The sequence below is a fragment of the Neopusillimonas maritima genome, from assembly GCF_003576595.1.
Classification (GTDB): Bacteria; Pseudomonadota; Gammaproteobacteria; order Burkholderiales; family Burkholderiaceae_B; genus Neopusillimonas; species Neopusillimonas maritima.
In genome coordinates this window covers 23,392-49,789 of sequence record NZ_NQOU01000001.1, presented here as the reverse complement: position 1 = coordinate 49,789, position 26,398 = coordinate 23,392, and the positions used below count along the sequence as shown (strand labels likewise).

Annotated in this window: 24 protein-coding genes; 14 read left to right on the top strand and 10 right to left on the bottom strand. The window is 53.5% G+C overall.

The window, feature by feature from the left end; genetic code table 11:
* The first annotated feature begins 5 nt into the window (after nt 1-5).
* Both hscA and fdx read left to right on the top strand, forming a co-directional pair.
* On the top strand, nt 6-1,877 hold the full coding sequence (gene hscA / locus CJO09_RS00240) for a Fe-S protein assembly chaperone HscA (RefSeq protein WP_119440593.1): 1,872 nt from the start codon (nt 6-8) through the stop codon (nt 1,875-1,877).
* Nucleotides 1,878-1,889: 12 nt separating this feature from the next.
* Complete coding sequence (fdx, locus tag CJO09_RS00235; RefSeq protein WP_114420686.1) at nt 1,890-2,231, top strand: ISC system 2Fe-2S type ferredoxin; 342 nt, start codon at nt 1,890-1,892, stop codon at nt 2,229-2,231.
* A gap of 38 nt (nt 2,232-2,269) precedes the next feature.
* Here the strand turns inward: fdx and lysS are convergent, their stop codons facing one another.
* Together lysS and prfB are read right to left on the bottom strand one after the other, a co-directional pair.
* Nucleotides 2,270-3,793, bottom strand: a complete 1,524-nt coding sequence (lysS, locus tag CJO09_RS00230) for a lysine--tRNA ligase (RefSeq protein WP_119440592.1) — start codon at nt 3,791-3,793, stop codon at nt 2,270-2,272.
* 100 nt (nt 3,794-3,893) lie between these two features.
* Nucleotides 3,894-4,998, bottom strand: a protein-coding gene (gene prfB, locus CJO09_RS00225) for a peptide chain release factor 2 (RefSeq protein ID WP_119440591.1) whose coding sequence is annotated in 2 segments (ribosomal slippage) — nt 3,894-4,916 and nt 4,918-4,998 — 1,104 coding nt in all. Because the reading frame shifts where the segments join, the coding sequence is not laid out codon by codon here.
* 242 nt (nt 4,999-5,240) lie between these two features.
* On the opposite strand from prfB, the gene ahpC reads away from it, so the two are divergent.
* The 4 genes from ahpC to CJO09_RS00205 all read left to right on the top strand — a co-directional run bounded on the left by ahpC (nt 5,241) and on the right by CJO09_RS00205 (nt 8,788).
* Entirely contained in the window at nt 5,241-5,804 is a 564-nt protein-coding gene (gene ahpC, locus CJO09_RS00220) for an alkyl hydroperoxide reductase subunit C (protein ID WP_119440590.1), read from the top strand.
* Between the two features lie 137 nt (nt 5,805-5,941).
* Entirely contained in the window at nt 5,942-7,531 is a 1,590-nt protein-coding gene (gene ahpF, locus CJO09_RS00215; protein WP_119440589.1) for an alkyl hydroperoxide reductase subunit F, read from the top strand.
* Nucleotides 7,532-7,654: 123 nt separating this feature from the next.
* Nucleotides 7,655-8,224: an RNA 2',3'-cyclic phosphodiesterase gene (gene thpR, locus CJO09_RS00210; protein ID WP_119440588.1), complete on the top strand. Its 570-nt coding sequence runs from the start codon at nt 7,655-7,657 to the stop codon at nt 8,222-8,224.
* A gap of 24 nt (nt 8,225-8,248) precedes the next feature.
* On the top strand, nt 8,249-8,788 hold the full coding sequence (locus tag CJO09_RS00205) for a SixA phosphatase family protein (RefSeq protein ID WP_119440587.1): 540 nt from the start codon (nt 8,249-8,251) through the stop codon (nt 8,786-8,788).
* 43 nt (nt 8,789-8,831) lie between these two features.
* Here CJO09_RS00205 and infA read toward each other — a convergent pair whose 3' ends face one another.
* Entirely contained in the window at nt 8,832-9,086 is a 255-nt protein-coding gene (infA, locus tag CJO09_RS00200; protein ID WP_114420693.1) for a translation initiation factor IF-1, read from the bottom strand.
* Nucleotides 9,087-9,379: 293 nt separating this feature from the next.
* A complete protein-coding gene (locus CJO09_RS00195; RefSeq protein WP_119440586.1) occupies nt 9,380-9,916 on the bottom strand; it encodes a cytochrome b in 537 nt (178 codons plus the stop codon).
* Between the two features lie 141 nt (nt 9,917-10,057).
* Here CJO09_RS00195 and CJO09_RS00190 point away from each other — a divergent pair, with 141 nt between their 5' ends.
* Complete coding sequence (locus CJO09_RS00190) at nt 10,058-10,894, top strand: ferritin-like domain-containing protein (RefSeq protein WP_119440585.1); 837 nt, start codon at nt 10,058-10,060, stop codon at nt 10,892-10,894.
* Here the strand turns inward: CJO09_RS00190 and rssA are convergent.
* Both rssA and CJO09_RS00180 read right to left on the bottom strand, forming a co-directional pair.
* The gene (gene rssA / locus CJO09_RS00185; protein WP_119440584.1) at nt 10,891-11,844 is read right to left on the bottom strand and encodes a patatin-like phospholipase RssA; all 954 of its coding nucleotides are present in this window, start codon (nt 11,842-11,844) and stop codon (nt 10,891-10,893) included. The two genes, CJO09_RS00190 and rssA, sit on opposite strands and share 4 nt — an antisense overlap.
* Entirely contained in the window at nt 11,841-12,455 is a 615-nt protein-coding gene (locus CJO09_RS00180) for an LON peptidase substrate-binding domain-containing protein (RefSeq protein WP_119441318.1), read from the bottom strand. Before CJO09_RS00180 ends, rssA begins: the two co-directional genes overlap by 4 nt.
* 139 nt (nt 12,456-12,594) lie before the next feature.
* On the opposite strand from CJO09_RS00180, the gene CJO09_RS00175 reads away from it, so the two are divergent.
* Both CJO09_RS00175 and CJO09_RS00170 read left to right on the top strand, forming a co-directional pair.
* A complete protein-coding gene (locus CJO09_RS00175) occupies nt 12,595-14,439 on the top strand; it encodes a feruloyl-CoA synthase (RefSeq protein WP_119440583.1) in 1,845 nt (614 codons plus the stop codon).
* 13 nt (nt 14,440-14,452) lie between these two features.
* Complete coding sequence (locus CJO09_RS00170) at nt 14,453-15,343, top strand: helix-turn-helix transcriptional regulator (RefSeq protein WP_119440582.1); 891 nt, start codon at nt 14,453-14,455, stop codon at nt 15,341-15,343.
* Here the strand turns inward: CJO09_RS00170 and recJ are convergent.
* A complete protein-coding gene (gene recJ / locus CJO09_RS00165; protein ID WP_119441317.1) occupies nt 15,318-17,024 on the bottom strand; it encodes a single-stranded-DNA-specific exonuclease RecJ in 1,707 nt (568 codons plus the stop codon). The genes CJO09_RS00170 and recJ overlap by 26 nt on opposite strands.
* Entirely contained in the window at nt 17,006-17,956 is a 951-nt protein-coding gene (locus tag CJO09_RS00160) for a hypothetical protein (RefSeq protein ID WP_119440581.1), read from the bottom strand. Before CJO09_RS00160 ends, recJ begins: the two co-directional genes overlap by 19 nt.
* Nucleotides 17,957-17,998: 42 nt before the next feature.
* Between CJO09_RS00160 and CJO09_RS00155 the strand changes: the two genes are divergently transcribed.
* From CJO09_RS00155 to CJO09_RS00145, 3 genes are read left to right on the top strand one after another with little or no spacing between them, the layout of a single operon-like run.
* Nucleotides 17,999-19,267 (top strand): lipoprotein-releasing ABC transporter permease subunit, encoded by a 1,269-nt coding sequence (locus tag CJO09_RS00155; protein WP_119440580.1) that lies wholly within the window; start codon nt 17,999-18,001, stop codon nt 19,265-19,267.
* Nucleotides 19,260-19,997 (top strand): ABC transporter ATP-binding protein, encoded by a 738-nt coding sequence (locus CJO09_RS00150; protein ID WP_114420701.1) that lies wholly within the window; start codon nt 19,260-19,262, stop codon nt 19,995-19,997. Before CJO09_RS00155 ends, CJO09_RS00150 begins: the two co-directional genes overlap by 8 nt.
* Nucleotides 19,987-20,832, top strand: a complete 846-nt coding sequence (locus CJO09_RS00145) for a TatD family hydrolase (RefSeq protein WP_119440579.1) — start codon at nt 19,987-19,989, stop codon at nt 20,830-20,832. Before CJO09_RS00150 ends, CJO09_RS00145 begins: the two co-directional genes overlap by 11 nt.
* 4 nt (nt 20,833-20,836) lie before the next feature.
* Here the strand turns inward: CJO09_RS00145 and CJO09_RS00140 are convergent, their stop codons facing one another.
* A complete protein-coding gene (locus tag CJO09_RS00140; RefSeq protein WP_119440578.1) occupies nt 20,837-22,084 on the bottom strand; it encodes a flavin-dependent oxidoreductase in 1,248 nt (415 codons plus the stop codon).
* A gap of 132 nt (nt 22,085-22,216) precedes the next feature.
* Between CJO09_RS00140 and CJO09_RS00135 the strand changes: the two genes are divergently transcribed.
* Nucleotides 22,217-24,745: a DNA internalization-related competence protein ComEC/Rec2 gene (locus CJO09_RS00135; protein ID WP_119440577.1), complete on the top strand. Its 2,529-nt coding sequence runs from the start codon at nt 22,217-22,219 to the stop codon at nt 24,743-24,745.
* 24 nt (nt 24,746-24,769) lie between these two features.
* A complete protein-coding gene (locus CJO09_RS00130; protein ID WP_245961221.1) occupies nt 24,770-25,642 on the top strand; it encodes a 3',5'-nucleoside bisphosphate phosphatase in 873 nt (290 codons plus the stop codon).
* Here the strand turns inward: CJO09_RS00130 and CJO09_RS00125 are convergent.
* On the bottom strand, nt 25,597-26,397 hold the full coding sequence (locus CJO09_RS00125; protein ID WP_119440576.1) for a BPSS1780 family membrane protein: 801 nt from the start codon (nt 26,395-26,397) through the stop codon (nt 25,597-25,599). The two genes, CJO09_RS00130 and CJO09_RS00125, sit on opposite strands and share 46 nt — an antisense overlap.
* Nucleotide 26,398 lies beyond the last annotated feature (1 nt).

Here is a 26,398-nt window from a genome sequence, read left to right as displayed (position 1 = left end):
TATTTATGGCTTTATTGCAAATTTCCGAACCGGGCGACTCCCCGGTTCCACATCAACGTAAACTTGCTGTTGGTATCGATCTGGGTACAACGCATTCATTGGTTGGCGCGGTGCGTAGTAGTGCGCCCGAAGTCTTGGCCGATGAACACCATCGCGTGTTGTTGCCGTCGGTCGTGCGCTATTTGTCCAGTGGCGATGTGCAGGTGGGTTACGAAGCGCGTGAACATCAGGCAAGCGATACGCGAAATACGATTGCTTCGGTGAAGCGTTTTATGGGGCGTTCTTTGGCCGAGGCTCAGGCTGAGGGTGCTGCGTACGATTTTGCCGAAGGTGACGATATGGTGCGTCTGCGTACCGTACAAGGTGATTTCAGCCCGGTCGAGGTTTCCAGCGAAATCCTTAAGTCGTTGCGGACACGCGCCGAAATGGCGCTGGGCGGCGACCTGGTTGGCGCTGTTATTACTGTGCCCGCCTATTTCGATGATGCTCAGCGTCAGGCAACCCGCGATGCAGGTCGTTTGGCCGGCCTGACAGTGTTGCGTTTGTTGAATGAGCCCACGGCTGCCGCAATTGCCTATGGCCTTGATCATGCGGCTGAAGGGGTTTATGCGGTTTACGATTTGGGCGGCGGCACTTTCGATATTTCTATTCTGCGTTTAAGCAAAGGCGTGTTTGAGGTGGTTGCTACAGGCGGCGATACCCAGCTTGGCGGTGATGATTTCGACACTGAAATTGTCAAGCAGGTTGCTCAAGTGCATTCGCTAAAGCTAGATCGCAAGGAAGACGTGCGCGCTTTGTATGTGGCGGCACGGGCAGCGCGCGAAGCGCTAACCGATGCCGATGAAACTGTGTTTAGCGCCCAAGTAGGGGCCGATACAGTGGAAATGAAGCTGGGTCGCGAGCAATTCGAATCCTGGGCACAGCCGCTCGTCAGTCGTACGCTTGACCGTGCGCGCAAAACGTTACGTGATGCAGATCTTGAAATAACTGACGTAAAAGGCGTGGTCATGGTGGGTGGTGCTACGCGCATGCCTGTCATTCAGCGCGAAGTAGGAAAACTGTTTGGTACCGACCCTTTGAACGATCTCGATCCCGATCAGGTGGTTGCTTTGGGCGCAGCCTTGCAAGCCAACTTGCTGGTGGGCAATCGTGCTCCGGGTGAAGACTGGCTCTTGCTTGACGTCACGCCTTTGTCGCTGGGTCTGGAGACCATGGGCGGGTTGGTTGAGCGTGTGATTCCGCGCAACAGCACCATTCCGGTGGCGCGTGCGCAAGAATTCACGACCTTTAAAGATGGCCAAACAGCCATGAGTATCCATGTTGTTCAGGGTGAACGTGATCTGGTGTCCGACTGTCGTTCGCTGGCGCGTTTTGAGTTAAAGGACATTCCTCCCATGGTAGCGGGTGCCGCGCGCATTCAGGTTACTTTCCAGGTCGACGCCGATGGGTTATTGAACGTTAGCGCGCGTGAGGAAAGTACGGGTGCCGAAGCCAGTGTCTCGGTGAAGCCTTCTTATGGTTTATCCGATGACGAAGTGGCCCGCATGCTGAGTGAAGGGATGAGTCATGCCTCGGAAGATGCTCAGGCACGTGCCTTGCGCGAGCAGCAGGTTGAGTTAAGCCAGTTGCTGGAGTCGGTGCAGTCTGCACTTGAGTCGGACGGTGACCTTCTTGATAACGATGAGCGTGCGCAGGTGGATCAAGTCATGCAAGCCGGCTGGGCAGTGCTGAAAGAAGGCAACGCCACTGCCGATGCGGTGCGCCAGACGGTTGAGCGCCTTTCACAGGCTACCGACTCGTTTGCCGCCCGAAGAATGGATCGCAGTATTCGCCGCGCATTGTCGGGTCGCAGTCTTGATGAAGTCTCCAAGCCATAACTTAGAAGTATTATGCCGAAAATTACAGTTTTGCCTCACCCCGAAGTTTGTCCGGAAGGCGCGGTTATAGAGAACGCGCCCTCGGGGGAATCTATTTGTCGGGTGCTACTCGATAATCATGTCGAAATTGAACATGCCTGCGAATTGTCGTGCGCCTGTACTACGTGTCACGTAATTGTGCGTGAGGGGTTTGATTCCCTGGACGAGGCGACGGATAACGAGGAAGATTATTTAGACCGCGCGTGGGGATTAACGCCCACGTCACGGCTTTCTTGCCAGGCGAAAATTGCCGACGAAGACTTAACGGTTGAAATCCCCAAGTATTCAATTAATCATGCCAAGGAAAACCATTAAGCAGCGCTTTGCGTGCTGCTTAATGGCAAGTTGATTACTTAATCTTCGCGTCGTAAATGCGGAAATAAAAGCACGTCGCGAATACTGTGGCTGTCGGTAAGCAACATCATCAAACGGTCAATACCGATACCGCAACCGCCCGTGGGGGGCATGCCGTACTCCAGCGCGCGAATGTAGTCGGCGTCGTAATACATTGCTTCCTCATCGCCGGCGTCTTTGGCCTCAACTTGCGCCTGGAAACGGGCGGCCTGATCTTCAGGGTCATTCAACTCTGAAAAGCCATTAGCCATTTCGCGACCTGTAATGAACAGTTCGAAGCGTTCAGTAATCCCGGGGTGATTATCTGAGGCGCGTGCCAGCGGTGACACCTCAACAGGATAGTCCACAATAAAAGTTGGATTCCAAAGCTGCGCCTCGGCCGTTTCTTCGAATAAAGCCAATTGCAAGGCGCCGATGCCCGCTTGCTTCAGTGGTGGGGCGTCAACGTCAACACGCAACTTTTTAAGCTCGGTCCGCAGGAAGTTGATATCTTCAAGCTGTACCTGGGTGTATTGAGGGCAATACTTTTGTATGGCCTGAATGATCGTGAGACGATCGAAAGGCGCGGCCAGATCAAGCTCCTGATCTTGATAAGTAAACGTGGCGCTACCCGTTGCAGCAATAGCCGCCTGGCGAATCAGCGATTCAGTGAAGTCCATTAACCAGTGGTAATTGGTATAGGCTGCATAGAATTCCATCATGGTGAACTCAGGGTTATGACGCGGACTCACCCCTTCGTTACGGAAATTCCGGTTCAGCTCAAATACGCGCTCAAAGCCCCCCACAATTAAGCGCTTCAGATAAAGCTCGGGGGCAATGCGCAAATACATTTCCATGTCGAGCGCATTATGGTGTGTCACGAAAGGTTTGGCCGTTGCACCGCCGGGAATGGGGTGCAGCATCGGCGTTTCCACTTCCATGAAACCGGCGTCGAGCATGTACTGACGAATGCGGCCAATCGCTTTGCTACGCGCCATAAACGTGTGGCGCGTTTGTTCGTTCATGATCAGGTCGACATAACGCTGACGATAACGCAGCTCCTGATCGGTTACGCCGTGGAATTTGTCGGGTAAGGGGCGCAGTGATTTGGCCAGCATGCGAATGCCGGCGGCGCGAACCGATAACTCACCTTTGTTGGTTTTGAAAAGGGTGCCTTCCACGCCGATGATGTCACCGATATCCCAGGTTTTGAACGACTCATAGGCCTCGTCGCCCACGCCGTTTTTGTCCAGATAGATCTGGATCCGGCCGCTACCGTCTTGCAATGTGGCGAAGCTGGCTTTGCCCATGACCCGTTTAAGCATAATACGGCCCGCCACCTTAGCGGGCTGCGCGAGCGCTTCCAGAGCAGGTTTGTCATGCTCGTGATAAGCGGCGTGCAGGTCTGCGGCTTTATTGTCGGGTACGAAGTCATTTGGAAAGGCCACGCCGTCTTCACGCAGCCGCGCCAGTTTGTGGCGACGTTCTGCAATAAGGTGGTTTTCTTCGGCAACAGGCGCAGCAGGATCGGAGGAATGGGTCATAACTTTCGTGGAAAGATTAGGTATGTAAACAGCAGGGCGATATTAGGTAGTGGGAGACAGCGGCTATGGCCGCTGCCGGGCTTCGTTGGCGAAACAGGTGCTAAACCCCTTGCTTCAAGCTGGCTTGAATAAAAGGATCCAGGTCGCCGTCGAGCACTTTTTGTGTGTTCGAAATTTCAACGCTGGTGCGCAAATCTTTAATGCGGCTTTGGTCCAGTACGTAGGAACGAATTTGGTGACCCCAGCCCACATCGGTTTTGGCGTCTTCCATTTTTTGCTGTTCCGCCATGCGTTGGCGCATTTCCAGTTCATACAGCCGCGATTTCAGCATTTGCATGGCTTCCGCCCGGTTGCGATGCTGTGAGCGGTCATTCTGGCACTGCACCACAATACCGGTGGGTATGTGGGTAAGGCGAACGGCCGAGTCAGTCTTGTTAATGTGTTGACCGCCGGCGCCGCTGGCGCGGTAGGTGTCAACACGCAGGTCGGCCGGATTAACGTCGATTTCAATCGAGTCGTCGACCTCTGGATAGACAAAGACGCTGGCGAAAGAAGTATGGCGCCCGTTGGACGAGTCGAACGGGCTTTTACGCACAAGCCTGTGCACGCCCGATTCCGTGCGCAGAAAGCCGAAGGCGTAGTCGCCCTCCACCTTGATGGTGGCTGACTTGATACCGGCGACTTCGCCAGGCGACTCTTCCAGGACTTCGGTTTTGAATTCTTTGCGTTCACAATAACGCAAGTATTGGCGCAGCAGCATGGAGGCCCAGTCTTGCGCCTCGGTTCCGCCGGCACCAGCCTGAATGTCAATGAAACAGTTCAGCGGATCTGCCGGGTTGTTAAACATGCGCCGGAACTCAAGCTCTTCCAGACGCTCGCCCAAGGCATTGCAATCGGCTTCGATCGCCTGCAGGGTTTCAGTGTCGTCGTCGGCACTGGCCAATTCAAAAAGTTCTTTGGCTTCGTTCAGACCGGTTTCCAGATCAGATAATGTTTGAACGACGATTTCCAGGCCTTTCTTTTCGCGACCCAGATCCTGGGCATGTTTGGGGTCGTTCCAAACGTCGGGGCTTTCAAGCTCGGCGTTTACAACTTGCAGGCGTTCGGATTTGCCAGCGAAGTCAAAGATACCCCCGTAGCGCATGTTGCCGCTGCGCATAGTCGTCTATGCGGGCCAAAAGCTGGTTCTGTTGTTCCACTTCCATAAATATTCCTGAAATCAGCATGTTTTACGATAACTTGGCATTTTAACGTACTTGTAAACACGCACTAATGTCCCCACTTAAGCAGTTAAGGCATGTTCTTTGGATTAGTTTGTTTTATTGATAGAAAAAAACAACCAAGGTTATTAAATCAATCAATTTTACAAATGCATAGGGCTTGCCTATACTGACCTTGTATTCAGTTTTAACCCCTACTTTTAACCACAACACAGAGGAATTAAGACATGTCTCTTATCAATACCAAAATCAAACCTTTCAAAGTACAGGCTTTTCAAAACGGCAAATTTTCCGAAGTAACCGATGAGTCCGTGAAAGGCAAGTGGTCTGTGTTCGTTTTCTATCCCGCAGACTTCACGTTCGTTTGCCCCACCGAGCTGGAAGACTTGGCCGACCTGTATCCTGAGTTCCAGAAACTGGATACTGAGGTGTACGCCGTTTCTTGCGATACACATTTCTCGCACAAAGCATGGCACGACACATCTGCTGCTATTAAAAAAGTGCAGTACCCCATGTTGGGTGACCCCACCCAGGTGCTGGCCCGCAACTTCGAAGTACTGATCGAAGAAGAAGGCCTGGCGCTTCGTGGCACATTTGTTGTGAACCCTGAAGGTGAAATCAAGGCCATGGAAGTGCACGACAACGGTATCGGTCGTAAAGCCGACGAGTTGCTGCGTAAAGTACGTGCTGCACAGTACATTGCCGCTCACCCTGGTGAAGTTTGCCCTGCCAAGTGGGAAGAAGGTGCTGAAACACTGAAGCCTTCCCTCGATTTGGTTGGCAAGATCTAAGCAAGGCATTCGGTTCTGCTTTAAGAAGGACGGTGTGGCCTGCCAAAACGGGCCACGCTTTCGAACCGGTCGCGGTACGGCCAAAAACCGCGCCGCGACTTTTTTGAATAGACAAAACACAGAAGAAGGTGAACGTTATGTTAGAAGCCAATGTAAAAGACCAGTTGCAGTCTTATATGGAACGTATTTCCGAGCCCGTTGAGCTGGTGGCTCATTTAGACGGTGGCGCGAAGTCGACTGAGCTGCGCGAACTGCTGCAGGAAATTGAATCCATGTCTGACAAGGTGACATTGGTTGAAAGCGGCGACTCACAGCGCAAACCTTCGTTTGAAATCCGCCGTGCAGGTACCGATATTGGCATTACCTTTGCCGGTATTCCCATGGGGCACGAATTTACGTCTCTTGTCCTGGCGTTATTGCAGGTTGGGGGGCATCCCATCAAGCTTGACGAAGCGGTGATTGAGCAGATTCGTAATCTTGATGGTGACTACGAATTTGAAACGTATTTCTCGCTGTCTTGCCAGAACTGCCCCGATGTGGTTCAGGCATTGAATGCAATGTCGATTATTAATCCACGTATCAAGCACGTGGCCATCGACGGCGCCTTGTATCAGGATGAAGTGGACGCCCGACAAATCATGTCGGTTCCCACCATGTTTCTGAATGGCGAGAAGTTCGGCCAGGGGCGCTCCAGCGTTGAGGAAATTCTGGCTCAGCTGGATACGGGTGCCAGCTCACGTAAAGCCGAAGAACTGAGTGCTCGTGAGCCTTACGATGTGTTGATTGTGGGCGGTGGGCCTGCCGGCGCGGCTGCGGCGGTTTATGCGGCGCGTAAAGGTATCCGTACGGGTGTTGTGGCCGAGCGTTTCGGCGGCCAGGTACTTGATACCAATGCCATTGAAAACTTTATTTCCGTTAAGGAAACCGACGGGCCGAAGTTTGCGGCAGCGCTTGAAGAGCACGTTAAAACCTACGACGTCGACATCATGAATGTGCAACGGGCCGAAAAGTTGATTCCCGGCAAAATGATTGAAGTGAGGCTGGCTAATGGTGCTTCGTTGAAAGGTAAATCGGTCATTCTTGCAACGGGTGCTCGTTGGCGCAACATTAACGTTCCAGGGGAAGACGAATACCGTAATGCCGGTGTAGCTTACTGCCCGCACTGCGATGGCCCCTTGTTCAAAGGCAAAGACGTTGCGGTTATTGGCGGCGGTAACTCAGGTGTTGAGGCGGCTATCGACTTGGCAGGTGTGGTTCGCCACGTTACGTTGATTGAGTTTGCCGATGAGCTTAAGGCTGATGCGGTATTGCAGCGTAAACTGCGCAGCCTGTCGAACGTTGATGTTATCGTTTCCGCCCAAACCACCGAAATTCTTGGTGACGGTAAGAAGGTGAACGGTCTGACATATAAAGATCGACAGTCCGGAGAATCCAAAAAGGTTGATCTGGAAGGGGTCTTCATTCAGATTGGCTTGGTTCCTAATACCGAGTGGCTTAAGGGCAGTCTATCCTTGAGTAAGTTTGGCGAGATTGAGATTGACGCGAAAGGGCAAACCTCAGTGCCGGGAGTGTTTGCGGCGGGCGATGTTACGACCGTTCCTTACAAGCAAATTGTGATTGCGGCAGGGGACGGCGCCAAGGCTGCATTGGGCGCGTTCGACCATCTGATTCGCAGTTCAGTTTCTGATGAGGAAGAGGCGACGACGACCGAAAATGCGACGGCCTGAGTTTTTTGGTTAGTTGTGGCTGGGGCTCGACTCCAACGCATGAAGCCCACCGCAAGCAATGTGGTGGGCTTTTTTGTCAGTGAAAAAGATGCACTTGTCCTTGGGCTCTAGTATGCTCATGCAATGAGTATATTGTCCGATCCGACACCCGTGCCGTCTGCTATCGCCGCTTCGCAGCCCAGCCGATTATTTTATGCATTGTGGCCCGATGCCGAAACAGCCGGGAAGTTGGCAAAGTTGCAAGAAAATCTGGCTGGAAGGCATACCCATCCGAACGATATGCACCTTACGTTGGCTTTTTTAGGGATACAGCCCGAAGAGAACCAGCCCGTCCTGCATGCCATTTTAAGAGACTTGCCGCTCCCCGAAGCGTTTTCGCTCGATTTAATAGAGTTAAATAGTTTCCCGAATATTAAAGTCAGTTGGGTGGGGCCAAATACCACGCCGCAGCCCTTGGACCAATTATGGCGTATGCTAGGCAGTTCTCTGGACAAACACGAAATTTGGTGGGATAAGAAAATACCGTTTCGGCCGCATGTGACGTTGGCTCGAAAGGTTGTGGCGCCGCATAGCCTTTTAAGAGAACCGGTCTGTTGGCAGGCCCGAAGAGTGGTGTTGGCCGGGTCTGTTCCCGGTGCTGTGCCTGGCGGCGGCGGTAAATATCGTGTCCTTGCCGAACGTAGGCTTTTTTGATTTAGTATAGGTGAGTCTTTCTGAATGAGTAATGTAATGCCTGATCAGGTTCGACGTTTGCTATTGCTAAGACATGCGCATGCCGGCTTTGCGGAAAGCGGTGGGGATATCGAGCGAAATTTAAGCGAACGCGGCCTGACCGAAGCGTTGGAGGTGGGCAGGCTTATGGCGACGGAAGGTTTTATTCCGGATCTGGCCGTTATCTCGCCTGCACAACGTACCCGGCAAACTTGGGCGCAAGTGCAGAAGCGCCTGCCAACGGCGGTTCAATGCCTGTATGAAAACCGTATTTATGAGGCCGGTATAACGGCATTGCTGGATGTGCTTGGGGCGCAACCCGATTCACGCCAGACTTTGCTGCTGGTGGGGCATAACCCAGGAATGCAAGGGTTGGCTCTGAAGCTGACAGGCCGGGGAAGTAAAAATGCGGTGGTGCGACTGAGGCATGAATTTCCACCTGCGAGCCTCGCGGTTATTACGTTTCCAGATACCCGCAGATGGGCCGACATCGATGAGCGATCGGGCGTTCTTGAGCATTTCATGACGCCGTCACCCATTATTTAGTTTGTCTATCTGAAGCAGGGCGAACCTGTAACGCGAAATCGGTTTAACGCCGATTGTTGCGTGCCATGGGCGGGCGGCCTTCGATATGGCGAAATACAATACGGCCTTTGCTAAGATCGTAGGGCGACATTTCCAGTTTGACTTTGTCGCCGGCCAGAATACGAATGTGGTGCTTGCGCATTTTGCCACCGGTGTATGCCACGATTGGGTGGCCGTTTTCCAGCGTTACGCGAAAACGGGAGTCGGGGAGGACTTCGGTTACCGAGCCGGTCATTTCAAGTAATTCTTCTTTAGCCATGAGTACAGTTTCCTCTTGTAATAGTCGGCCGAACAGCAATGCCCGGGCATTGCCACCTGAAACAGGTAGCCCTTGTGAGGCCGGCCGTTGTTTAACGGGGTACAAAAAAGCACAGCGCGAGCTGTGAAAAGCAGGGCCGGGCAAGCGGGCCCCGGATTGATAGGGATCGGCTATTTTTATAACCAAGCCCTTGAATTGATGACTATCTTTATAGATAACGATTTATATAGGGTAGCGTGAGACCCTTTGATGTGTCAAGGAAAACCCTTATTTGACTGCTGAGTTAGGTCTTTTCATTTCATGCGTTCAAGCACGTAACGATCTCCGCGCAAATAATGCCAAAGCACCGCAGCGGCGTGCCCCAGCGCGGCTGCCAATAGTGTCCAGCCCAGTAGACCATGGAAATTGCTACCCAGATCGATCATCCATTCAATTTTGTCGGTTTCATCGAATCCTGGCATGAGGGGGATGCCGAAGGGGGAGAACGCTTTTCCTGAGCCATACTGGCGAATAAGTGCAATGACGGGTATGGCAAACATTAGAATGTATAAAACAACATGTCCCGTAATCGACCACTTGCTGACAGCAGGTGGGCGTTTGCGCAGATTGGCGAGGGCCCACAGTACACGTAAAAGAATCAGCACCATCAGTAACGAACCGACCGATTTATGTGTTCCCCAGAAAAATTTATCGATACCGGTTTTTTCGAACAGCGTATGGATAATGACAGAGGTGAACTGCCAAAGTAATACCAAAGCCATCCCCCAATGGAGTAAGCGGGAAACTAAACCATAACGTTCGGGTGTGTCACAGAGTTGGGTGCAAGACATACGATGGATTCCCTATTTTTTACAGAAAAATACGCCCAAAATATTTCGGTTTAAAGTATGGCATGAAATTTTTGCCGGTAGTGGTTTACCATAGCAAAGTGAATATCAAACCATGTTTTTCTATCGGGTTGGAGTAGAGCTATGAGTGAAGTGACAGCAAGAACTTTGGATGCCTTGAGTTCAGACTGGTCATTAGACAATGTGCCGCTGCATGATGTCGATCTTGAGCTTGTTCGCGACAATGAGGATTTGTTTTACATGGTGGCCGGCGCATCATTCATTGAAATTGCCGCCGATCTATATACGCGTAACCTGATCGAATATTATTCCGACGCGCCTGAAATTCAGGAATGGCTGGAAACCAAATGGCAGCACGAAGAGCTGCGGCATGGTTATGTGTTGAAAGCTTATACGCAACACGTTTGGCCTGAATTCGACTGGGAACGCGCGTACGAAGGTTTTTTTGCTGAATATTCCGCCATGTGCACGGCCGATGAACTTGAACCTACCCAAGGTCTGGAAATGGTGGCGCGTTGTGTCGTGGAAACGGGGACAGCCACCTTTTACACGGCGCTTGCCAGTCAGGCAACCGAGCCGGTGCTGGCGGGTATCGCCCAGCGTATTCGTGCCGACGAGGTAAGTCATTACAAGCATTTTTTCCAGTATTTCCGGAAATATCGTGAAACGCAGAATCCCGGGCGCTGGAAGGTGTTTGGTGCATTGAAGCGTCGCATCCTGGAAGCGCGCTCCTCCGACGCCGACTGCGCTCTTTGGCATGTGTATCAGGTTCACAAAGGCAGTGGGGCGAATCGCGAAGAGTTCAATATTCTGTGCCGTCGTCTGGCCAAAGGGTTGCGTCGCCATTATCCGGTATCGATGGCGATAAAAATGGTGACCAAGCCGCTGGATTTGCCTGCATCGGTAAACCGTATGGTAATGGCGCCGCTCACACGGGCATCGAACTGGTTCTTGCGTTAACCAGATGTTCGAATGTCGAATGCCTTAATTGCCGGTATGCATTCCCGGGCGGTTTGTGCGCCCGCCTCAATGGCTTCTTCGGCGCGATGAAAATCGAGCAAGCCAAGATGCGCCAGCCGAGGCGCAATGGTAATGTGGGGCGGCTCGCCCACCATGCGGCTGCGAGTAATGCGTTCCTGCATAATATTGATGCTTGAGGCGACGACATCGAGCATGGACGGGATCTGGGGTTCGTCATTGTCGTTGTCGTTCCAGGTTGGCAGCAGCGCATTCAGATTGTTCTGAATGCGTTTGACCCATTCAGTGCTTTGCTCGCTGTCGGGGTGGTCGGGTGAGGGAGAACGTGAATCGGCCTCAGGCTGTTCCCCCCGGCGCAAATGTCGGCCCAGCAAATCGGAGTTCAGATCGACTGCAATCAGGATATCGGCTCCCATGGCGCGTGCCAGTGAAACAGGTACCGGATTAACCAGGCCACCGTCAACCAGTATTTGGCCGTTGTGACGCACTGGTGCGAATAAGGCAGGCAGTGCAATGGAAGCCCTGACCGCACCTAGCGTACTGCCGCTGCGCAACCAGATTTCGGATCCGCTGTAAAGCGATGTGGCGACGGCACCAAAGGGCACACTCAAGTCTTCAATATCGCAGTCTTTGAATTTCTGCCGAAAAAACGCCATGAGTCTTTCGCCTTTCAGGACACCACCGGTTAAGGTGAGGTCCATGAATGAGACGACGTCTTTAAGCCCTAGTTTGGTCACCCATTTTTCCAATTCGCCCAGATGCCCGCCGGCATAAACAGCACCTACGAGCGCGCCGATTGACGTGCCACAAACGATATCGGGTTGAATACCTGCTTTGTTTAGTTCGTTGATGACGCCGATATGAGCCCATCCGCGAGCTGAGCCACTACCCAGGATGAGGCCGACTTTGGGGCGGTAGGAGCGGGACTTCATTTAATCAGTCCTTTCACTAGTAGAACTTCTCTGAGTAAGTCGAGTCTTTGAACAGGGTCGTTTTCCCGCAGCAAGAGCGCTTTCTGGGTGGGGGGCAGTGGCAGAAGTTCGGCCCATCGGTTTGCAACCCAGGCGGTGTCGCTTAACATAAACGGCGGGCTGATTGGCATTGCTTCCGCAGGCACGCCATCGCGCTGCAGGTCGGCAATGACTTTGCCTAATGCATCGGCACAAGCTTGAAGGTCGTCGGTGATGTTAATTGATTGTTCAGTTGGTAATAGGGAAATTTCTGCTTCCCAAAGACCATTTGATTTTTGCGTTGATTTTTCTAATTGAAATCGGTGTGTGCCTGAGCATTGAATTTGCATCAAGCCCGGCATAATTGTTTGCGATTCGTTGATGCGCGCCAGTGTTCCTGTTTCGATAAAAGTTTCTTGCGTCATCGGAAGGCGAACTTCGCTGCCGCTGGTCAGTGCAACGACACCGAATTCTATGTTGTTGTCGAGACATTGTTGAATCATGTCTAAATAACGCACCTCAAAGATGCGCAGGTGTAAAACGCCACCTGGAAACAAGGCCCGACTGAGCGGAAATAACGGAACGGTAGTCATACCAAACATGATGCCATAAGTTCAATTCAAAACGCATATAAACTATAAATTGCTTCAATATAATTATTTGCGTATAGTATTTGTTCGGGCTTTTGCCCTATAAATAAAGAAATAATTCAAAGCTTGCTGGAGACAACTAATGAATAGTCAGGGAACGGGTTCGATTTTTGCAGCGCCCGCTGTTGCGCTTACAGAACGCGATGACGGTACCATTTTGTTTGATAACCCCGTTGCGCTCGCGCCCTATGCGCGTTGCGTGGGCGAGTATCTTGAATATTGGGCTGAATCGGCACCTGATCGCGAATTTATTGCTCAGCGCAGCCCTGCGGGCTTGTGGCAGGGTTTAACGTATGCGCAAACGCTCGACAAGGTTCAACGTTTGGGTACGTGGTTGTTGAAAAATCGCGTTACGCCTGATCGCCCTGTCTGCGTATTAACCGACAACAGTGTTGATCATGCATTGTTGATGCTGGCCGCCATGCACGTCGGTATTCCTTATGCGTCAATTTCTCCGGCCTACTCGTTGATGTCGAAAGATCATGAGAAGCTTCGAAATCTTGTTGAGCGGCTGAATCCGGGTGTTATTTATGTCGGCGGGGTGGCGCGTTTCCAGGCCGCTTTGAAATCAATCGAGTCATTGCATCAGGCCCAGTTGGTGGTGGCCGATGAAGACGCTTGTGAAGGGTTAAACGCCTTACGCATTTCCGAAATGCTGATGCAGTCCGACCTGGCTCTGGTGAATAAGGCTTATGCTGCCGTTACGCCCGAAACAGTTGCCAAGATATTGTTTACATCGGGTTCTACCGGTTACCCAAAAGGGGTGCTGAATACGCAGCGCATGCTTTGCTCAAGCCAGCAGGCGAAAGAGCAGGTATGGCCTTTCCTGAAAGAAGAGCCACCCATATTGCTCGATTGGTTACCCTGGAATCATACGTTTGGTAGCAATCATAATTTCAACATGGTGCTCAAGCATGGGGGAACGCTCTACCTGGACGGTGGCAAACCGGTTCCGGGTTTGTTCGAAACCAGTATTGCGAATTTGCGCGATATTGCACCGACGCTTTATATGAATGTACCGCGTGCCTTCGATATGCTGCTGGCAACGTTGAAAACCGACACGGCGTTGCGCAAACAGTTTTTTTCCCGTTTGCAGCTTATTTTCTACGCGGGGGCAGCATTACCTCAGCATTTGTGGGACGGTTTAATCGAAATGTCGCGCGCAGAGCTGGGGTATGCGGTGCCTATGGTAACGGCGTGGGGGTCCACGGAAACCTCACCTTTGGCAACGGATTGCCACTTCCAGGCAGACCGGTCTGGCGTTATTGGTCTTCCGGTACCCGGTGTCACACTTAAATTGGTTCCCGGCGGTGATAAGCTCGAGGTGCGTGTGAAAGGGCCGGTTGTTACGCCAGGGTATTTCAAGCAGCCCGACGTCACTCAGGCGGCGTTCGACGAAGAGGGCTATTACAAGATCGGCGATGCCGTTCGGTTTGCCGACCCGCAACGTCCCGAGGCAGGGTTGATTTTTGACGGTCGTGTATCCGAAGACTTCAAGCTTACAACCGGCACGTGGGTGAGCGTGGGTAATGTACGTGTGAAAGGCCTGGAGTATTTGGCTCCGGTTGCGCAGGATATTGTGGTAACGGGTCACGACCGGGACGACATTGGGTTTCTTGTTTTCCCCAATTTTGCTGCCTGCCGGCAATTGGCCGGATTGGATGAGGGTGCATCGGTTGGCGAGGTCATTGCTCATCCTAAAGTCGTTGAGGTTGTGCAGCAGGGTTTGGCGAGGCTAAAGAAAGCGCATCCAGCCAGTTCAACGCATGCTGAACGGGCTTTGCTATTGGACTCCCCCCCATCGGTTGATGATGGTGAGATTACCGACAAAGGCTACACCAATCAGCGGGCGGTCTTGCAGCGCCGTGAAATGAAGGTGGAAGCGCTTTATGACTCACCATCCGGGCCTGAAGTGATTCGCCCCTGAGCACAGGTTTGTCATGACGGTTACAGATCACGACGAGCAAGGGATCCAGTCCTTGTGTTTGCGCCTGGGACAGCGCGTAAGGCGCAAACGCGCTGCCCGCGCCATGACCATGAAGCAGTTGGCTGCAGAGTCTGATATTTCGTTGCCGTACTTGTCACGGGTCGAGAAAGGAGACGGCAACGTGTCAATCTCGGTGCTCCAGCGCCTGGCACGTGCCTTGAATGTGTCGATGGATAGCCTTTTGTCCGATCAGGATGAATACGGGGTGGACTACGCGCTCATCGTCGAATTACTTAAACGTCAAACTCCCGACTCTTTGCGTGAAATTCGCAGTCATCTGGTTGAAACTTTGGGCCAGGGCAAGACGCATTGCACCGGCGCGCCTCATCGTATTGCTTTGATCGGTTTGCGCGGCGCAGGAAAATCCTCTATAGGACCTTTGTTGTCCCACGCATTGGGCATGCCTTTTGTTGAGTTGAATGCGCTTGTGGCGGAACGTGCCGGCATGGCTTTGAGCGAATTTTTCTCGATCTATGGTCAGTCGGGCTTTCGGCGACTCGAGCGAGATTGCCTTGAGCAGGTTATTGCGCATTATCCGCAAGTAATCATTGCTACCGGCGGCGGCATTGTGGCCGAGCCGGCTACCTATGAACTGCTATTGCATTCATTCTTTGTTTGCTGGTTGCATGCCACGCCTGAGGTGCATTTCCAGCGGGTTATGAAGCAGCACGACGCCCGTATTGCCACGCCGGCGTTGCGTGATGAAGCCATGGCCAATATTCTTGCCTCGCTCGAGGCACGCTGCAAACTCTACGCCCTGGCACATGCCCAAGTCGATACGACCCACCTTACAACTGAACAAGTGGCGAAACAAATGCTTATTCAGCTTCAGCGTACTCGATAATCAGTTGCGCACTCACGCGTCCGTTCCATATGTTTTGGTCCAGTCGATAGGCGGCGTGAATACGTTCGGGCAGCGGGGTTGCGTGGTTAAACCAGATTGCTTCGAAGCGCTGATGTCCGCGTTCAAGCGTTAGTTTAAGATGCTTTTCTTTCAAAATACGCTGCTGTTGCACGTGGAATGAGTCGGAGAAAATGGGGGCGGGAAAACCGGCTCCCCATACCTGACGTTGCAACATGCCGGCGACCTCGGCATTGGCATACCCCGTTTCGAGTGACCCATCGGTTTCAATTTCGGGTTCAAACCGGGTTTTGCCCGATAGGGTGCGTACGGCGTCGTCGAATGCTTTCTGGAATTCGGCAAAGCCTGTTTCGCGCAAGGTCAAGCCGGCCGCCATGGCATGGCCCCCAAACTTCAAAATGGTGTTCGGACAGCGCTTGGAGACCAGGTCGAGTGCGTCTCTGAGATGGACGTCGGGAATGGAGCGACCCGAGCCGCGTAGTTGCCCGCTGTCGTCGCGAGCGAAGGCAAGGGTGGGGCGCCAGTATTTTTCTTTCAGCCTGGACGCGACCAGACCGATCACGCCTTGATGCCATTCCGGATGATACACACACACTGATGATGTGGTGTCCAGCCGACCCGGGTCGATTGCATCCAGAGCCTGGTCTTGCATTTCGTGTTCAATGCCACGCCGCTCCTGATTCATACGGTCGAGTTCGCGGGCCAGGGTTAAGGCCTCTCCCTCATCGTTGCTGATCAGGCAGTTGATGCCCAGGCTCATGTCTGCCAAACGGCCTGCCGCATTAATACGCGGCCCAAGTGCGAAGCCTAAATCGAATGCGCTGGCTTGGGCCGGTTCGCGCGCAGCGACCGCGAATAACGCGCGGATACCCGGCTGCATCAAGCCTTTGCGGATTTTCATCAACCCTTGGGTTACCAACAAACGGTTGTTGGCATCCAGTTTAACGACATCGGCCACGGTGCCCAGTGCAACCAAGTCGGCCAATTGATCCAGCCGCGGGCCGCCGTCGGGGGCGTAAGTGTTTCGCCGGCGCAGTTCGGCACGCAAGGCCAGCATCAAATAAAAAATTACGCCTACGCCTGCAAGGTTTTTCGAGGGAAAACCGCAGCCTGGCTGGTTCGGATTAACGATGGCAAGGGCGGCCGGGAGTATGTCTCCCGGTAAATGGTGATCAGTCACCAGAACTTCAATATCGGCTTGTTTTGCGGCATCTACGCCATCGACACTGGCAATACCGTTGTCTACGGTGATAATCAGGTCGGGCTTGCCGTTGGGATGGCGTGTAGCAAGCTCGACGACTTCGGGTGAAAGTCCGTATCCGGTTTCAAAACGATTGGGAACCAGGAAATCGACGTTGGCCCCCATGCTTCGCAAGGCGCGAATTGCGACGGCACATGCGGTCGCACCGTCGCAATCGTAGTCAGCTACTACCAGCAGTTTGCGTTGGGCTTCAATTGCGTTGGCCAACTGAACGGCGGCAGTATCCACATGGGTTAACTTTGAGGGTGGAACCAGGACGCCCCAGTGGTGTGACATATCACTTGCGCTGTTCACGCCGCGGGCCGCGAAAAGCCGGGCCATAAGCGGATGTACACCCGCATCAATCAGCTTTCGGGTGGCGTCCTGGTTGCCAGTTCTGACTTTTAGTTTAGGGGTGACCACCAATTTCTCCAATGTGTCGCCTGGCCGGGCAATCGTGCACGCAAGCGCATTAAAGCGCTTGGCTGAAGCGTCACCACGCGATCTTCGCCTATTAATACCAGTTCAGTTCTCAATGTGTCACGTCCGCCCAAAGCGTCAATCAGCGTTGGCTCCAGATGCTGGAGACGCTCAAGCCATTGACCCCAATCCTCTGCTTGAAAGGGTTCCAGCAAGTCGTGATGCCATTGGGTTGCCGGCGCGTTATTCAACGGATTCAGTTGGCTTGTTGTGGCACCGCCGTAAAGCCAGATGCTATTGATGGCCGCCTGGCCCTGGGCGTTGCGGGCCAGGTTAACCGGGTGATCGTACCAGGTCATTTGCAGTTCATTCACAAGCTGTCGCCATGGGCGGCTTGCCGTATCCTGCGGCCACCAGTCGTTCACACTGGTGTATGCCACCAATGCCGGACTGACGCTGACAGGGCGCAGGTCATTGGGTAAGGCGACGATCCAGCGTGCGGGATCTCGACCGGGGCGCAGCTCATAACCATAATGCAAGAAGACACTACGCGCTGATTCGAATAGAGATACACTCTCTTGCTGCGAAATCCCAAGTTGATTTGCAGTGAGTAATGCAGCGCCGTTTTGGGCGGGAGAGACATGAACCAGCTCGACAACCCATACCGGTGTATCTGGTTGTTCGATGTTGGGCTCAAGGAAAGGCCCCAGCCCACTAGACACATTCTGGTTGGCTGACGGCTTAAACGCGCGTGTGTGGGATAGTGCCCAGTACTCGGTTGCAGTGCATGCAGCAGTCAGTAAATTCACCCGCTCAGTGCGGGCGTGGCTGCGCGCAAACCATTGGATCAGCTTCGGTGTGCGCTGGGCCAGGTAAGGTATAAGCGATTGTGCAGTGGATGTCGCGGGAAGTGCGCCGGGAATGACAATTTGCATGTCTGGTATTGTAGTGTGAATGGTTGAAAGGTGGTTGTAACGATGGCCTATGAGTTTTGGATTGGTGCGCGTTATGCCGGTCTTGCCCGGGTGCGGGGCAGGTCGGGCCGACGCGACCGTTTTGTTTCTTTTATTGCGGCCAGTTCCATGGCCGGCATTGCGCTGGGTGTGGCGGCACTGATTATTGTTTTATCGGTGATGAATGGGTTCCAGACCCAGGTTCGCGACCGCATGTTGTCTGTTTTGCCGCATATTGAACTATTTGTCCCCGGTGCTACGCCAATGCAATCGCTTGAGCAATGGCAGTCAATTGCCGCACAAGCGGCTGAAAATGACGCTGTCTCGGGAGCGGCGCCCTTTGTGTCGGCACAGGCTATGTTGGCGCGCGGCAGTACGCTGGTCGGCACGCAATTGCGGGGCGTCGACCCTTCGCAGGAACAGGCGGTGTCTGATTTACACGGGCAAATGATTGAGGGTGATTTATCTGCATTAACGCCAGGTAGTTTTGAAATTGTGTTGGGCAATCAATTGGCGCGATCACTCGGTGTTTTGGTGGGTGATGCCGTGATGGTTCTGGCAGCGCAAGGGTCGGTTTCGCCGGCGGGTTTCAGCCCCCGCATGCGTCAATTTACGGTTGCCGGTATTTACTCCTCCGGTTATTACGAATACGACGCCTCGCTGGCGTTTGTGAATGTTGAAGATGCGGCACGGGTGTTTCGCGATAGTGGCGCTGCCGGCGTCCGCCTTCGAATTCATGACATGCAGCAGGCGCCACTTGTGGCGCGTGAGCTGGCCTTCGATATACAAGGGGTGGGGGCTCGCGATTGGACACAGAGTAATCGAACGTGGTTCGCCGCCGTGCAAACAGAAAAACGCATGATGTTTTTGATTTTGGCCCTGATTGTGGCTGTTGCCGCATTCAATCTGCTCTCGTCGCTAGTTATGGCGGTTAAAGACAAGCAGTCGGATATTGCGATTTTGCGAACACTCGGCGCCACACCCCGGGAGATTGGGCGTATCTTTTTAATTCAAGGGGCTTTGATTGGCGTGGTTGGCACAGTATTGGGGGTTGCACTGGGCATGTTGGTTGCCTATAACATCGACGTGATCGTCCCGTTTATTGAAAACCTGATGGGAATCGAGTTTTTGCCCCAACAAATCTATTTCATTAGTGAGTTGCCGTCGAATCCGCAAATGTCGGATATCGTCACTATTGCCCTTACCTCGCTGATTTTGTCGTTGTTGGCTACGTTGTATCCCAGTTGGCGGGCTTCACGCCTGCAACCGGCAAGGGTGTTGCGTCATGACTGAAACTGTTTCCAAACCTGTTCAGCCCGCCGTTTTATCGGCTCGCGACCTGGTTAAAAACTATGAAGAAGGCGGTTCCCGGGTTGAGGTACTGAGCGGGGTTAGCATTGAAGTGCACCCCGCTGAAATTGTGGCCATCGTGGGTGCTTCGGGGTCCGGAAAAAGTACCTTATTGCATATTTTGGGCTTGCTTGATTCCCCCTCTTCAGGGCAAGTCGTTATCGACGGTCGGGTGAGCACCGGGTTGTCGGAGGCACAGCGCAGTCAGGTCCGTAATCGAAACTTGGGATTTGTGTATCAGTTCCATCATTTGCTGCCGGAGTTTACCGCGCTCGATAACGTGGCCATGCCGTTAATCGTACGCCGCCTTAGTCGCCCGGATGCCAGGCGGGCCGCGCATGAAATGCTCAAGCAAGTGGGGCTTGAAGCGCGTGAACGCCATTTCCCCGGTCAGTTGTCGGGGGGCGAGCGGCAGCGCGTGGCGCTGGCACGTGCGCTTGTCACGCAACCGGCTTGCGTGCTGGCCGATGAGCCCACCGGCAACCTCGATCGTCAAACCGCCAAAGCGATGTTCGATTTGCTGGTGCGGATTAATCGTGAATTGGGAACGGCATTTGCAATTGTGACGCATGATATTGAACTGGCTGCGCTGGCACATCGGCAGCTTTATATGGACAATGGTGTTTTGGTAGACGTTGCTGAATACAAAGCCAAACACAGTCATGCTAATTGATACCCATTGCCATCTCGATGCGACCGAATTCCTGCAAGATCGCTCAGAAGTCATTGAGCGCGCCCGGCATGCCGGTGTGGGGCACATAGTGATTCCGGCGGTTGAGGCGGGAAATTTTGAGGAGGTGCGTCAGTTAGCGCACGCTGTACCCGAGGCGGTTTATGCGCTGGGTATTCATCCTTTATTTGTCCCGCAAGCGGCACAAGAGGATTTGAACCGGCTTGAGGCCGCATTGACGGCCAACATTCACGACCCCAAGCTGGTTGCCGTGGGTGAAATCGGCCTGGATTTTTTTGTACCTGAACTTCGCGTTCCGGCAATGGTCGATAAACAAACACGCTTTTATGAAGCACAGCTAGACCTTGCCGTGAAGTTTAATTTACCGGTTATTTTGCATGTGCGCCGTTCGCAAGACGCCTTGCTCAAAGGTTTGCGTCGGCGCCCGCTTATTGGCGGGACAGCGCATGCATTCAATGGCAGCCTCCAGCAGGCGCAGCAGTTTATCGGCCTCGGTTTTGCGTTGGGAATTGGCGGCGCCATGACCTTTGAACGCGCCTTGCGTATTCGCCGGCTGGCAACCCAATTGCCGCTGGAAAATTTGGTGCTGGAAACTGATGCACCCGATATTCCCCCTGCGTGGCTGGGAACAAAGGCCGACGTGACAAAAGACTCTGTTGCAAAGGGGGCGGCTCAACAATTACGCAACGAGCCCGCGCAGTTATGCCGGATTGCGCAAACTTTGGCCGGCTTGCGTGACATGTCGTTGAACGATATTGCCGCTGAAACCACACGTGCGGCGTACCGGGTGTTACCCCGGCTTGCCACTTTGTGTTAATTGTTTAGCTTCGTTTCAGTGCTTTCGGGTCGAACCCGGCCAAACGTTTGTAACGCAGCGACACCGCCTCAAGCTCTTCATAGCTGACCACATCATGAATGTGATTGAAGCCGTTCGGGGCCCGCTCATGCGCCATTTGCATAACTTGTTCCGGCCCATTCAGACGATTGCGCAGGATAATGCCCGTGGTGGGTGGTAAGCGGTCGGCTTCGTATTCCTTCAGAACGTGCTCGAGCCTGGCGCCCGGGCGATCGTGTGCATTGCGTAAATGATCAGCCAGGCAACGGGCGTCGAGAATGGCTTGCGCAGAACCGTTTGAGCCGATAGGGTACAAAGGATGCGCGGCGTCGCCCATGAGCGTTGTTCGTTGGAATGACCATCGCGGCAACGGGTTCTTGTCGACCAAGGGAAATTCATACACTGCAGCAGCCTGGTCAATGAGTGCCGGGATGTCGATCCAGTCCCATTTCCAGCTTTGGAAGGGGCCACGGAAAACGCTCTGGTCTACTTTACGGTTCCAATCGGTGCTGGACGGCTGCTCGCCAACCGTCAGTTCTGCAATCCAGTTAACGGCACAGAGTCCTTCAGGGGTATTCGGGTCGAGAATGGGATACGCGACGAATTTTTCATCCTGGTAGCCGGCCATAAACATGGTGCGCCCATCCAGGAAGGGTTGGGTGTAACTCACTGCGCGCCATAGAATACGCCCGGAAAACTGAAATTCGTCGTTAGCCGGATAGAAAAATTTACGTACGGCCGAATGGATGCCGTCGGCGCCAACCAGAATGTCGCCGCGCACATTGTGATGTTCACCCGTTTGGCGCTCAATAAAGGTCGCGGTGACGCCCTGGTCGTCTTGAGTGAGTTCCGTAAACGTCATGCCGGTGTGGATGCATCCGGCACCCAAGCGCTCTTCAACAGCCTGGGCAAGCAGCATTTGCAACCGACCGCGATGAATGGAAAGTTGTGGCACCGGATAACCCGCCGCCATGCCGCGGGGCTCCTGCCAGATGCTTTGTCCGAACTTGTTGTAGTAGTGCAGGGCGGAGGTTTGCACCGCGTTACCGGCCAAGGTGTCCAGTAGCCCGAGCTGGTCCATTTCATTGGCAGCATGGGGTAGAAGATTAATACCGACCCCTAGTGGCTTGAGTTCCGGCACGCTTTCATAAAGCTCACATTCAATGCCGCGTTGGTGCAACATCAGTGCCAGCGTTAAACCTCCAATTCCTGCTCCAGCAATAATAACTTTCAAGATCGTTCTCCGTTTGTGCCCGCGAAATCATAACAAAAACAAGTCGTAGTTATGCCTGTGCTGGTTAAGTGTCTATTGTTCCCCGGTCTTGAATGAGTACCGCTAGCCTGTGTTTATTTGCGGAGAGTCTCGTTGCGGGGTCGCTTTGTTGCGCTTGCCATGCTGTGTGCGGCTGGTCTTGTCCAGCTATTGTCGTTGTTGCCGGCATTAACGGTGCAGGGAGTTTTTTTGGGCGCCCTGAGTGTGCTGACGGCTTTGTTTCGTGTGTTGGTGCGTCGCAAATGCTCATGGTCGCGCCCGTGTGCAACTGTATTGCTGGTGCTGTGGGCATTTGGCGCTACCTTCACTTACGTTGTATGGCGCGCAGAAGCGCGTTTGCACGACCGTTTGGCGTTGTCGAATGAAAATCTGGTGTCGCGTGTTGAACTGCGTGTTGCCGGCTTGCCGCGTATCAAGTCACGAAGTCGCCAGTTTGAGGCTGAAGTACTGTCGTCCCGGCCTTCCGGTGTTCCGTCGCGCATTATGGTGAATTGGGGAGCCAAAGGTTACGCCGGACCTTATGCCGACGAGCAAGGCGAGGTTGCTCAGTTCCCGGAAATCATTCCCGGACAGGTTTGGAAAATGGCGTTGATATTGAAAACGCCTCATGGGGCACGTAACCCGCATGGTTTTGACTATGAAGCCTATGTGTTTGCCGATGGCATTCGCGCCCTGGGGCGCGTGCGGGGTAACCCCCGATATTTAAGGGATGAAGGTTGGGCGGGGCTCGCGGTTTCGGCGCAGCGTGCGCGTTATTACGTGCGCAAGGCGATGCTGCCCTTTGTGGAAAATAAATCTTACGGCGCGGTGCTGCTGGCGCTCACCATTGGTGATCAGGCCAGTGTGGGTGCAAACGATTGGATTATTTTTAATCGTAGCGGTATTACTCACTTGGTTAGCATTAGTGGCAGTCACATCACGATGATTGCAGCCGTTGGGGGGTTGGCGGTGTTTTGGCTTTGGCGGCGATTGCGTTGGCGCGGGGTCGGTTTGTCGGAATATATCCCGGCACGTATGGCGGCGGCGGTGGTGGCGTTGACGATTGCCTGGCTGTACTGTTTGTTGGCTGGTTGGGGTGTCCCCGCGCGACGAACCTTTCTTATGCTGTCGGTTATTGGTGCCGCCCAGTTTTTGCGTGTTCCGTTATCTGCGTCCCGCTTGCTAAGTGCGGTAGCCGTTATTGTGGTGTTGCTCGACCCATGGGCGTTGCTGGCCAGCGGGTTCTGGTTGTCGTTCGGGGCAGTTGCGATTTTGTTGGCCAGCGCTGCCTGGTGGGGTCGATTTCTGAGTAATGAGCGCGGCTCGCGTTATCAAACTGTCTGCCGGGCTGCAATTTCAATAACGTGTCTGCAAATGGCCATTACGGTGGGCTTGATGCCGGCGCTTGCGCTCATTTTCCACGAGGTGTCGGTTGTCTCACCATTGGTGAATGCTTACGCTATTCCGATTATTAGTTTTATTGTGACACCCTTGGCACTTCTACTGGCTTTGTTTGCTTTGTTGCAAGTGCTGGTTCCGGCTTTTGCCGGATTGTGTTTCGGTATTTCATGGTTTGCCCATACTGCCTTTAACGCAATGATGCAGCCAACTGTTTGGTTGGCTGAGTTGCCCTGGGCGAGTTTCACCGTTGCAGCGGCACCGATATCTCTGACCGTGCTTGCTTTGCTTGGCATTGTGCTGGCCATTGCACCTTATGGGTTTCCATTGCGGTCAATGGGCTGGCTTTTGATGTTACCGGCGCTGACCTGGCAACCGACCCGCCCGGCGGCGGGGGAGTGGGCACTGTACGCGTTGGATGTTGGTCAAGGCAGCGCCCTCGTCGTACAAACGGCGGAGCACGTATTATTGTTTGATAGCGGGTTGCGTCATAGTGCCCAGTCGGACCAGGGAATACGAACGATCGTGCCTTTTTTGCGTGCGTTGGGTGAGCGCAAACTCGATATTATGATCGTATCGCATTCGGATATTGATCACGCAGGGGGAGTGCGCTCGGTACTGGAGAACACCAAAGTGGAGCAGTCGTTTTCGTCGTTTCCTTTAGGTCGTTATCTGTCTATTGAGGCGGGCCGTTTAAAGCAGCCTTTTTTGCAGGAGAATGCACCGTTGGCGCAGTCACCCTGCCGCTACGGCACGAGTTGGACAATGGACGGCGTGACATTTTCCTTTTTATGGCCGCTGAAACACAACGTCTCGGCGCGGGCGGGTTCAAAAGTGCGTAATGCCGCCTCTTGCGTGTTGCGCATTCAGGGTGCCTATCACGCCGCCTTATTGCCCGGCGACATTGGTAAGGCCGAAGAAAATGCGTTGGTTGATCGTGGTATGCCGCGCGTTGATGTGATGGTTGCTCCCCATCATGGTTCGGGGAAATCCTCTACGCCGGCGTTTGTGTCAGCCAGTGGCGCTCGTCATGTTTTGACTCAGGTTGGCCTTATGAACCGCTATGGTCATCCCGCGCCACAAACTGTGGCCCGCTGGCGGCGTGAAGGGGCGCGGGTGTGGCGCTCGGATCGCGACGGTGCCGTTACGGTGCAGTCACGTCAAAGCGGTTTAGTGGTGCAGTCGGAACGTCAATTACAACGCCGTTACTGGCAACACACAATGCCTAATGTGACCCCACAATAGGTCACAGCAGGGTTCGCTACAATGATGTTTGTTTCCCCCTCCGAATTGAAAATGAATCTTTTGGAAGTCAACGCCGATTTGCATTGCCACTCCAGCCAGTCCGACGGAGTGCTGGATCCGCGCGAATTGGCGCTGCGCGCCGCTCGGCAAGGGGTGCAAGTCTGGTCGCTGACGGATCACGATGAACTGTCTGGTTTAACTGCGGCAGGAGCTGCCGCCAATGAGCAGGGACTGCAGTTTATCCCCGGCGTGGAAGTTTCGGTCACCTGGATGAATCGTACGATTCATATTGTTGGGTTGAATATTGATCCGGCGAATATCCAATTGGTGAACGGTTTGCAAGAGGTACGGCGGCGGCGGGCTGATCGCGCGCGGGCAATGGGCGATAAGCTTGAAAAACTTGGTTTTCCCGGTTGCTACGAAGGGGCTTTGAGCTATGCCGGCAATGCGTTGTTGCTGAGTCGTACGCATTTTGCCCGTTTCATGCTGGACCAAGGTTATTGCAAGCGGTTGCAACAAGTATTCGATTCATATCTGGGTGAGGGAAAGCCCGGCTTTGTGGGGGTGCAGTGGGCATCGCTGCAACAAGCTTTGGGCTGGATTCATGCAGCAGGCGGTGTGGCCGTGGTGGCGCATCCGGGTCGTTATCGGTTTTCCTCAACCCAATTCAGCGAGTTGTTTGACGCTTTCCGCGACTTGGGCGGCCAGGCTATTGAGGTGGTAACGGGTAGCCATTATCCCGAACAATATATTGAATATGCCAAAATTGCGCGACGCTATGGCTTTCTTGCATCGCGCGGCTCCGACTTTCACAGCCCTGAGGAAAGCCGAATTGATCTTGGCCAATTACCTCAGTTGCCGTCGGGGGTTGAGCCGGTTTGGTCGGCCTGGTTATAAGCCGGGCGTCCAAAAATGCTCATGTAAGTAGGGTAGAAGCTGCAATACAGAATGGCGGCGATCACCAGGTTAATTGGTGTCATAATCAACTGAGTTATCGTGGCCGATAGCCCAGAGGCAGCCAAGACATCTCCCAGTGTTTGAGCAACGAAAAACAGCCCGATCCAGGTAGCGCCGTACAACATGAAAGGAAACTTGTTTCTCCAGCATGCAACCATGGAGAAGAACAATGCTTGCGACATTTTCAGGCGATGCCAGCCAATAAGCGCCGGGGCATGCCAGAATAGTGCTGAGATAAGAATATAGAGCAAGCCGAACGTTAGAAATGGGCCTTGAATGGCGGAAAGCAGTGCCGTTTCATCGAAAGACTCGTTATTCAATGCGGCCATGATCTGATCGAGAAAGGGCAAGGTGGCAATAAAGCCGGCCGCCAGGCAGCAGGCCAGGTAAGCCAACCCCAACCGGATGAGCCCTGCACGCGCTTGCGCGTCTTTTAAGGGTATGAGCCACATGCCTGGCTGCATGGGGCGACCTGCCTCAATTTGGCGACATGCGTTCAGTGTGATGTAGGTTAAGGAAGGCATCGCTGCAATTAGGAAAACCTGGCCAAATAGGGGTATGAGATAGGTGAGCGTAATGAGCAGACCTGTCATCAGGCTCCAGAAAAACATGGCTAATGGTTGGCGCCGGAAAAGATTGAACCCGTCGATAATCCATTGCCATCCGGCAGTGATCGGAAGTATGGCCGCTTGCATT

Bases quoted from the DNA above. Each gene is read 5' to 3' on its own strand.
- ahpF (WP_119440589.1), top strand. From the start codon at position 5,942: ATGTTAGAAGCCAATGTAAAAGACCAGTTGCAGTCTTATATGGAACGT.
- CJO09_RS00195 (WP_119440586.1), bottom strand. From the start codon at position 9,916: ATGTCTTGCACCCAACTCTGTGACACACCCGAACGTTATGGTTTAGTT.
- CJO09_RS00170 (WP_119440582.1), top strand. From the start codon at position 14,453: ATGACGGTTACAGATCACGACGAGCAAGGGATCCAGTCCTTGTGTTTG.
- CJO09_RS00130 (WP_245961221.1), top strand. From the start codon at position 24,770: ATGTTTGTTTCCCCCTCCGAATTGAAAATGAATCTTTTGGAAGTCAAC.
- CJO09_RS00175 (WP_119440583.1), top strand. From the start codon at position 12,595: ATGAATAGTCAGGGAACGGGTTCGATTTTTGCAGCGCCCGCTGTTGCG.
- hscA (WP_119440593.1), top strand. From the start codon at position 6: ATGGCTTTATTGCAAATTTCCGAACCGGGCGACTCCCCGGTTCCACAT.
- CJO09_RS00205 (WP_119440587.1), top strand. From the start codon at position 8,249: ATGAGTAATGTAATGCCTGATCAGGTTCGACGTTTGCTATTGCTAAGA.
- ahpC (WP_119440590.1), top strand. From the start codon at position 5,241: ATGTCTCTTATCAATACCAAAATCAAACCTTTCAAAGTACAGGCTTTT.
- infA (WP_114420693.1), bottom strand. From the start codon at position 9,086: ATGGCTAAAGAAGAATTACTTGAAATGACCGGCTCGGTAACCGAAGTC.
- CJO09_RS00125 (WP_119440576.1), bottom strand. From the start codon at position 26,397: ATGCAAGCGGCCATACTTCCGATCACTGCCGGATGGCAATGGATTATC.
- lysS (WP_119440592.1), bottom strand. From the start codon at position 3,793: ATGACCCATTCCTCCGATCCTGCTGCGCCTGTTGCCGAAGAAAACCAC.
- CJO09_RS00190 (WP_119440585.1), top strand. From the start codon at position 10,058: ATGAGTGAAGTGACAGCAAGAACTTTGGATGCCTTGAGTTCAGACTGG.
- fdx (WP_114420686.1), top strand. From the start codon at position 1,890: ATGCCGAAAATTACAGTTTTGCCTCACCCCGAAGTTTGTCCGGAAGGC.
- CJO09_RS00160 (WP_119440581.1), bottom strand. From the start codon at position 17,956: ATGCAAATTGTCATTCCCGGCGCACTTCCCGCGACATCCACTGCACAA.
- CJO09_RS00145 (WP_119440579.1), top strand. From the start codon at position 19,987: ATGCTAATTGATACCCATTGCCATCTCGATGCGACCGAATTCCTGCAA.
- rssA (WP_119440584.1), bottom strand. From the start codon at position 11,844: ATGAAGTCCCGCTCCTACCGCCCCAAAGTCGGCCTCATCCTGGGTAGT.
- thpR (WP_119440588.1), top strand. From the start codon at position 7,655: ATGAGTATATTGTCCGATCCGACACCCGTGCCGTCTGCTATCGCCGCT.
- CJO09_RS00180 (WP_119441318.1), bottom strand. From the start codon at position 12,455: ATGACTACCGTTCCGTTATTTCCGCTCAGTCGGGCCTTGTTTCCAGGT.
- CJO09_RS00155 (WP_119440580.1), top strand. From the start codon at position 17,999: ATGGCCTATGAGTTTTGGATTGGTGCGCGTTATGCCGGTCTTGCCCGG.
- CJO09_RS00150 (WP_114420701.1), top strand. From the start codon at position 19,260: ATGACTGAAACTGTTTCCAAACCTGTTCAGCCCGCCGTTTTATCGGCT.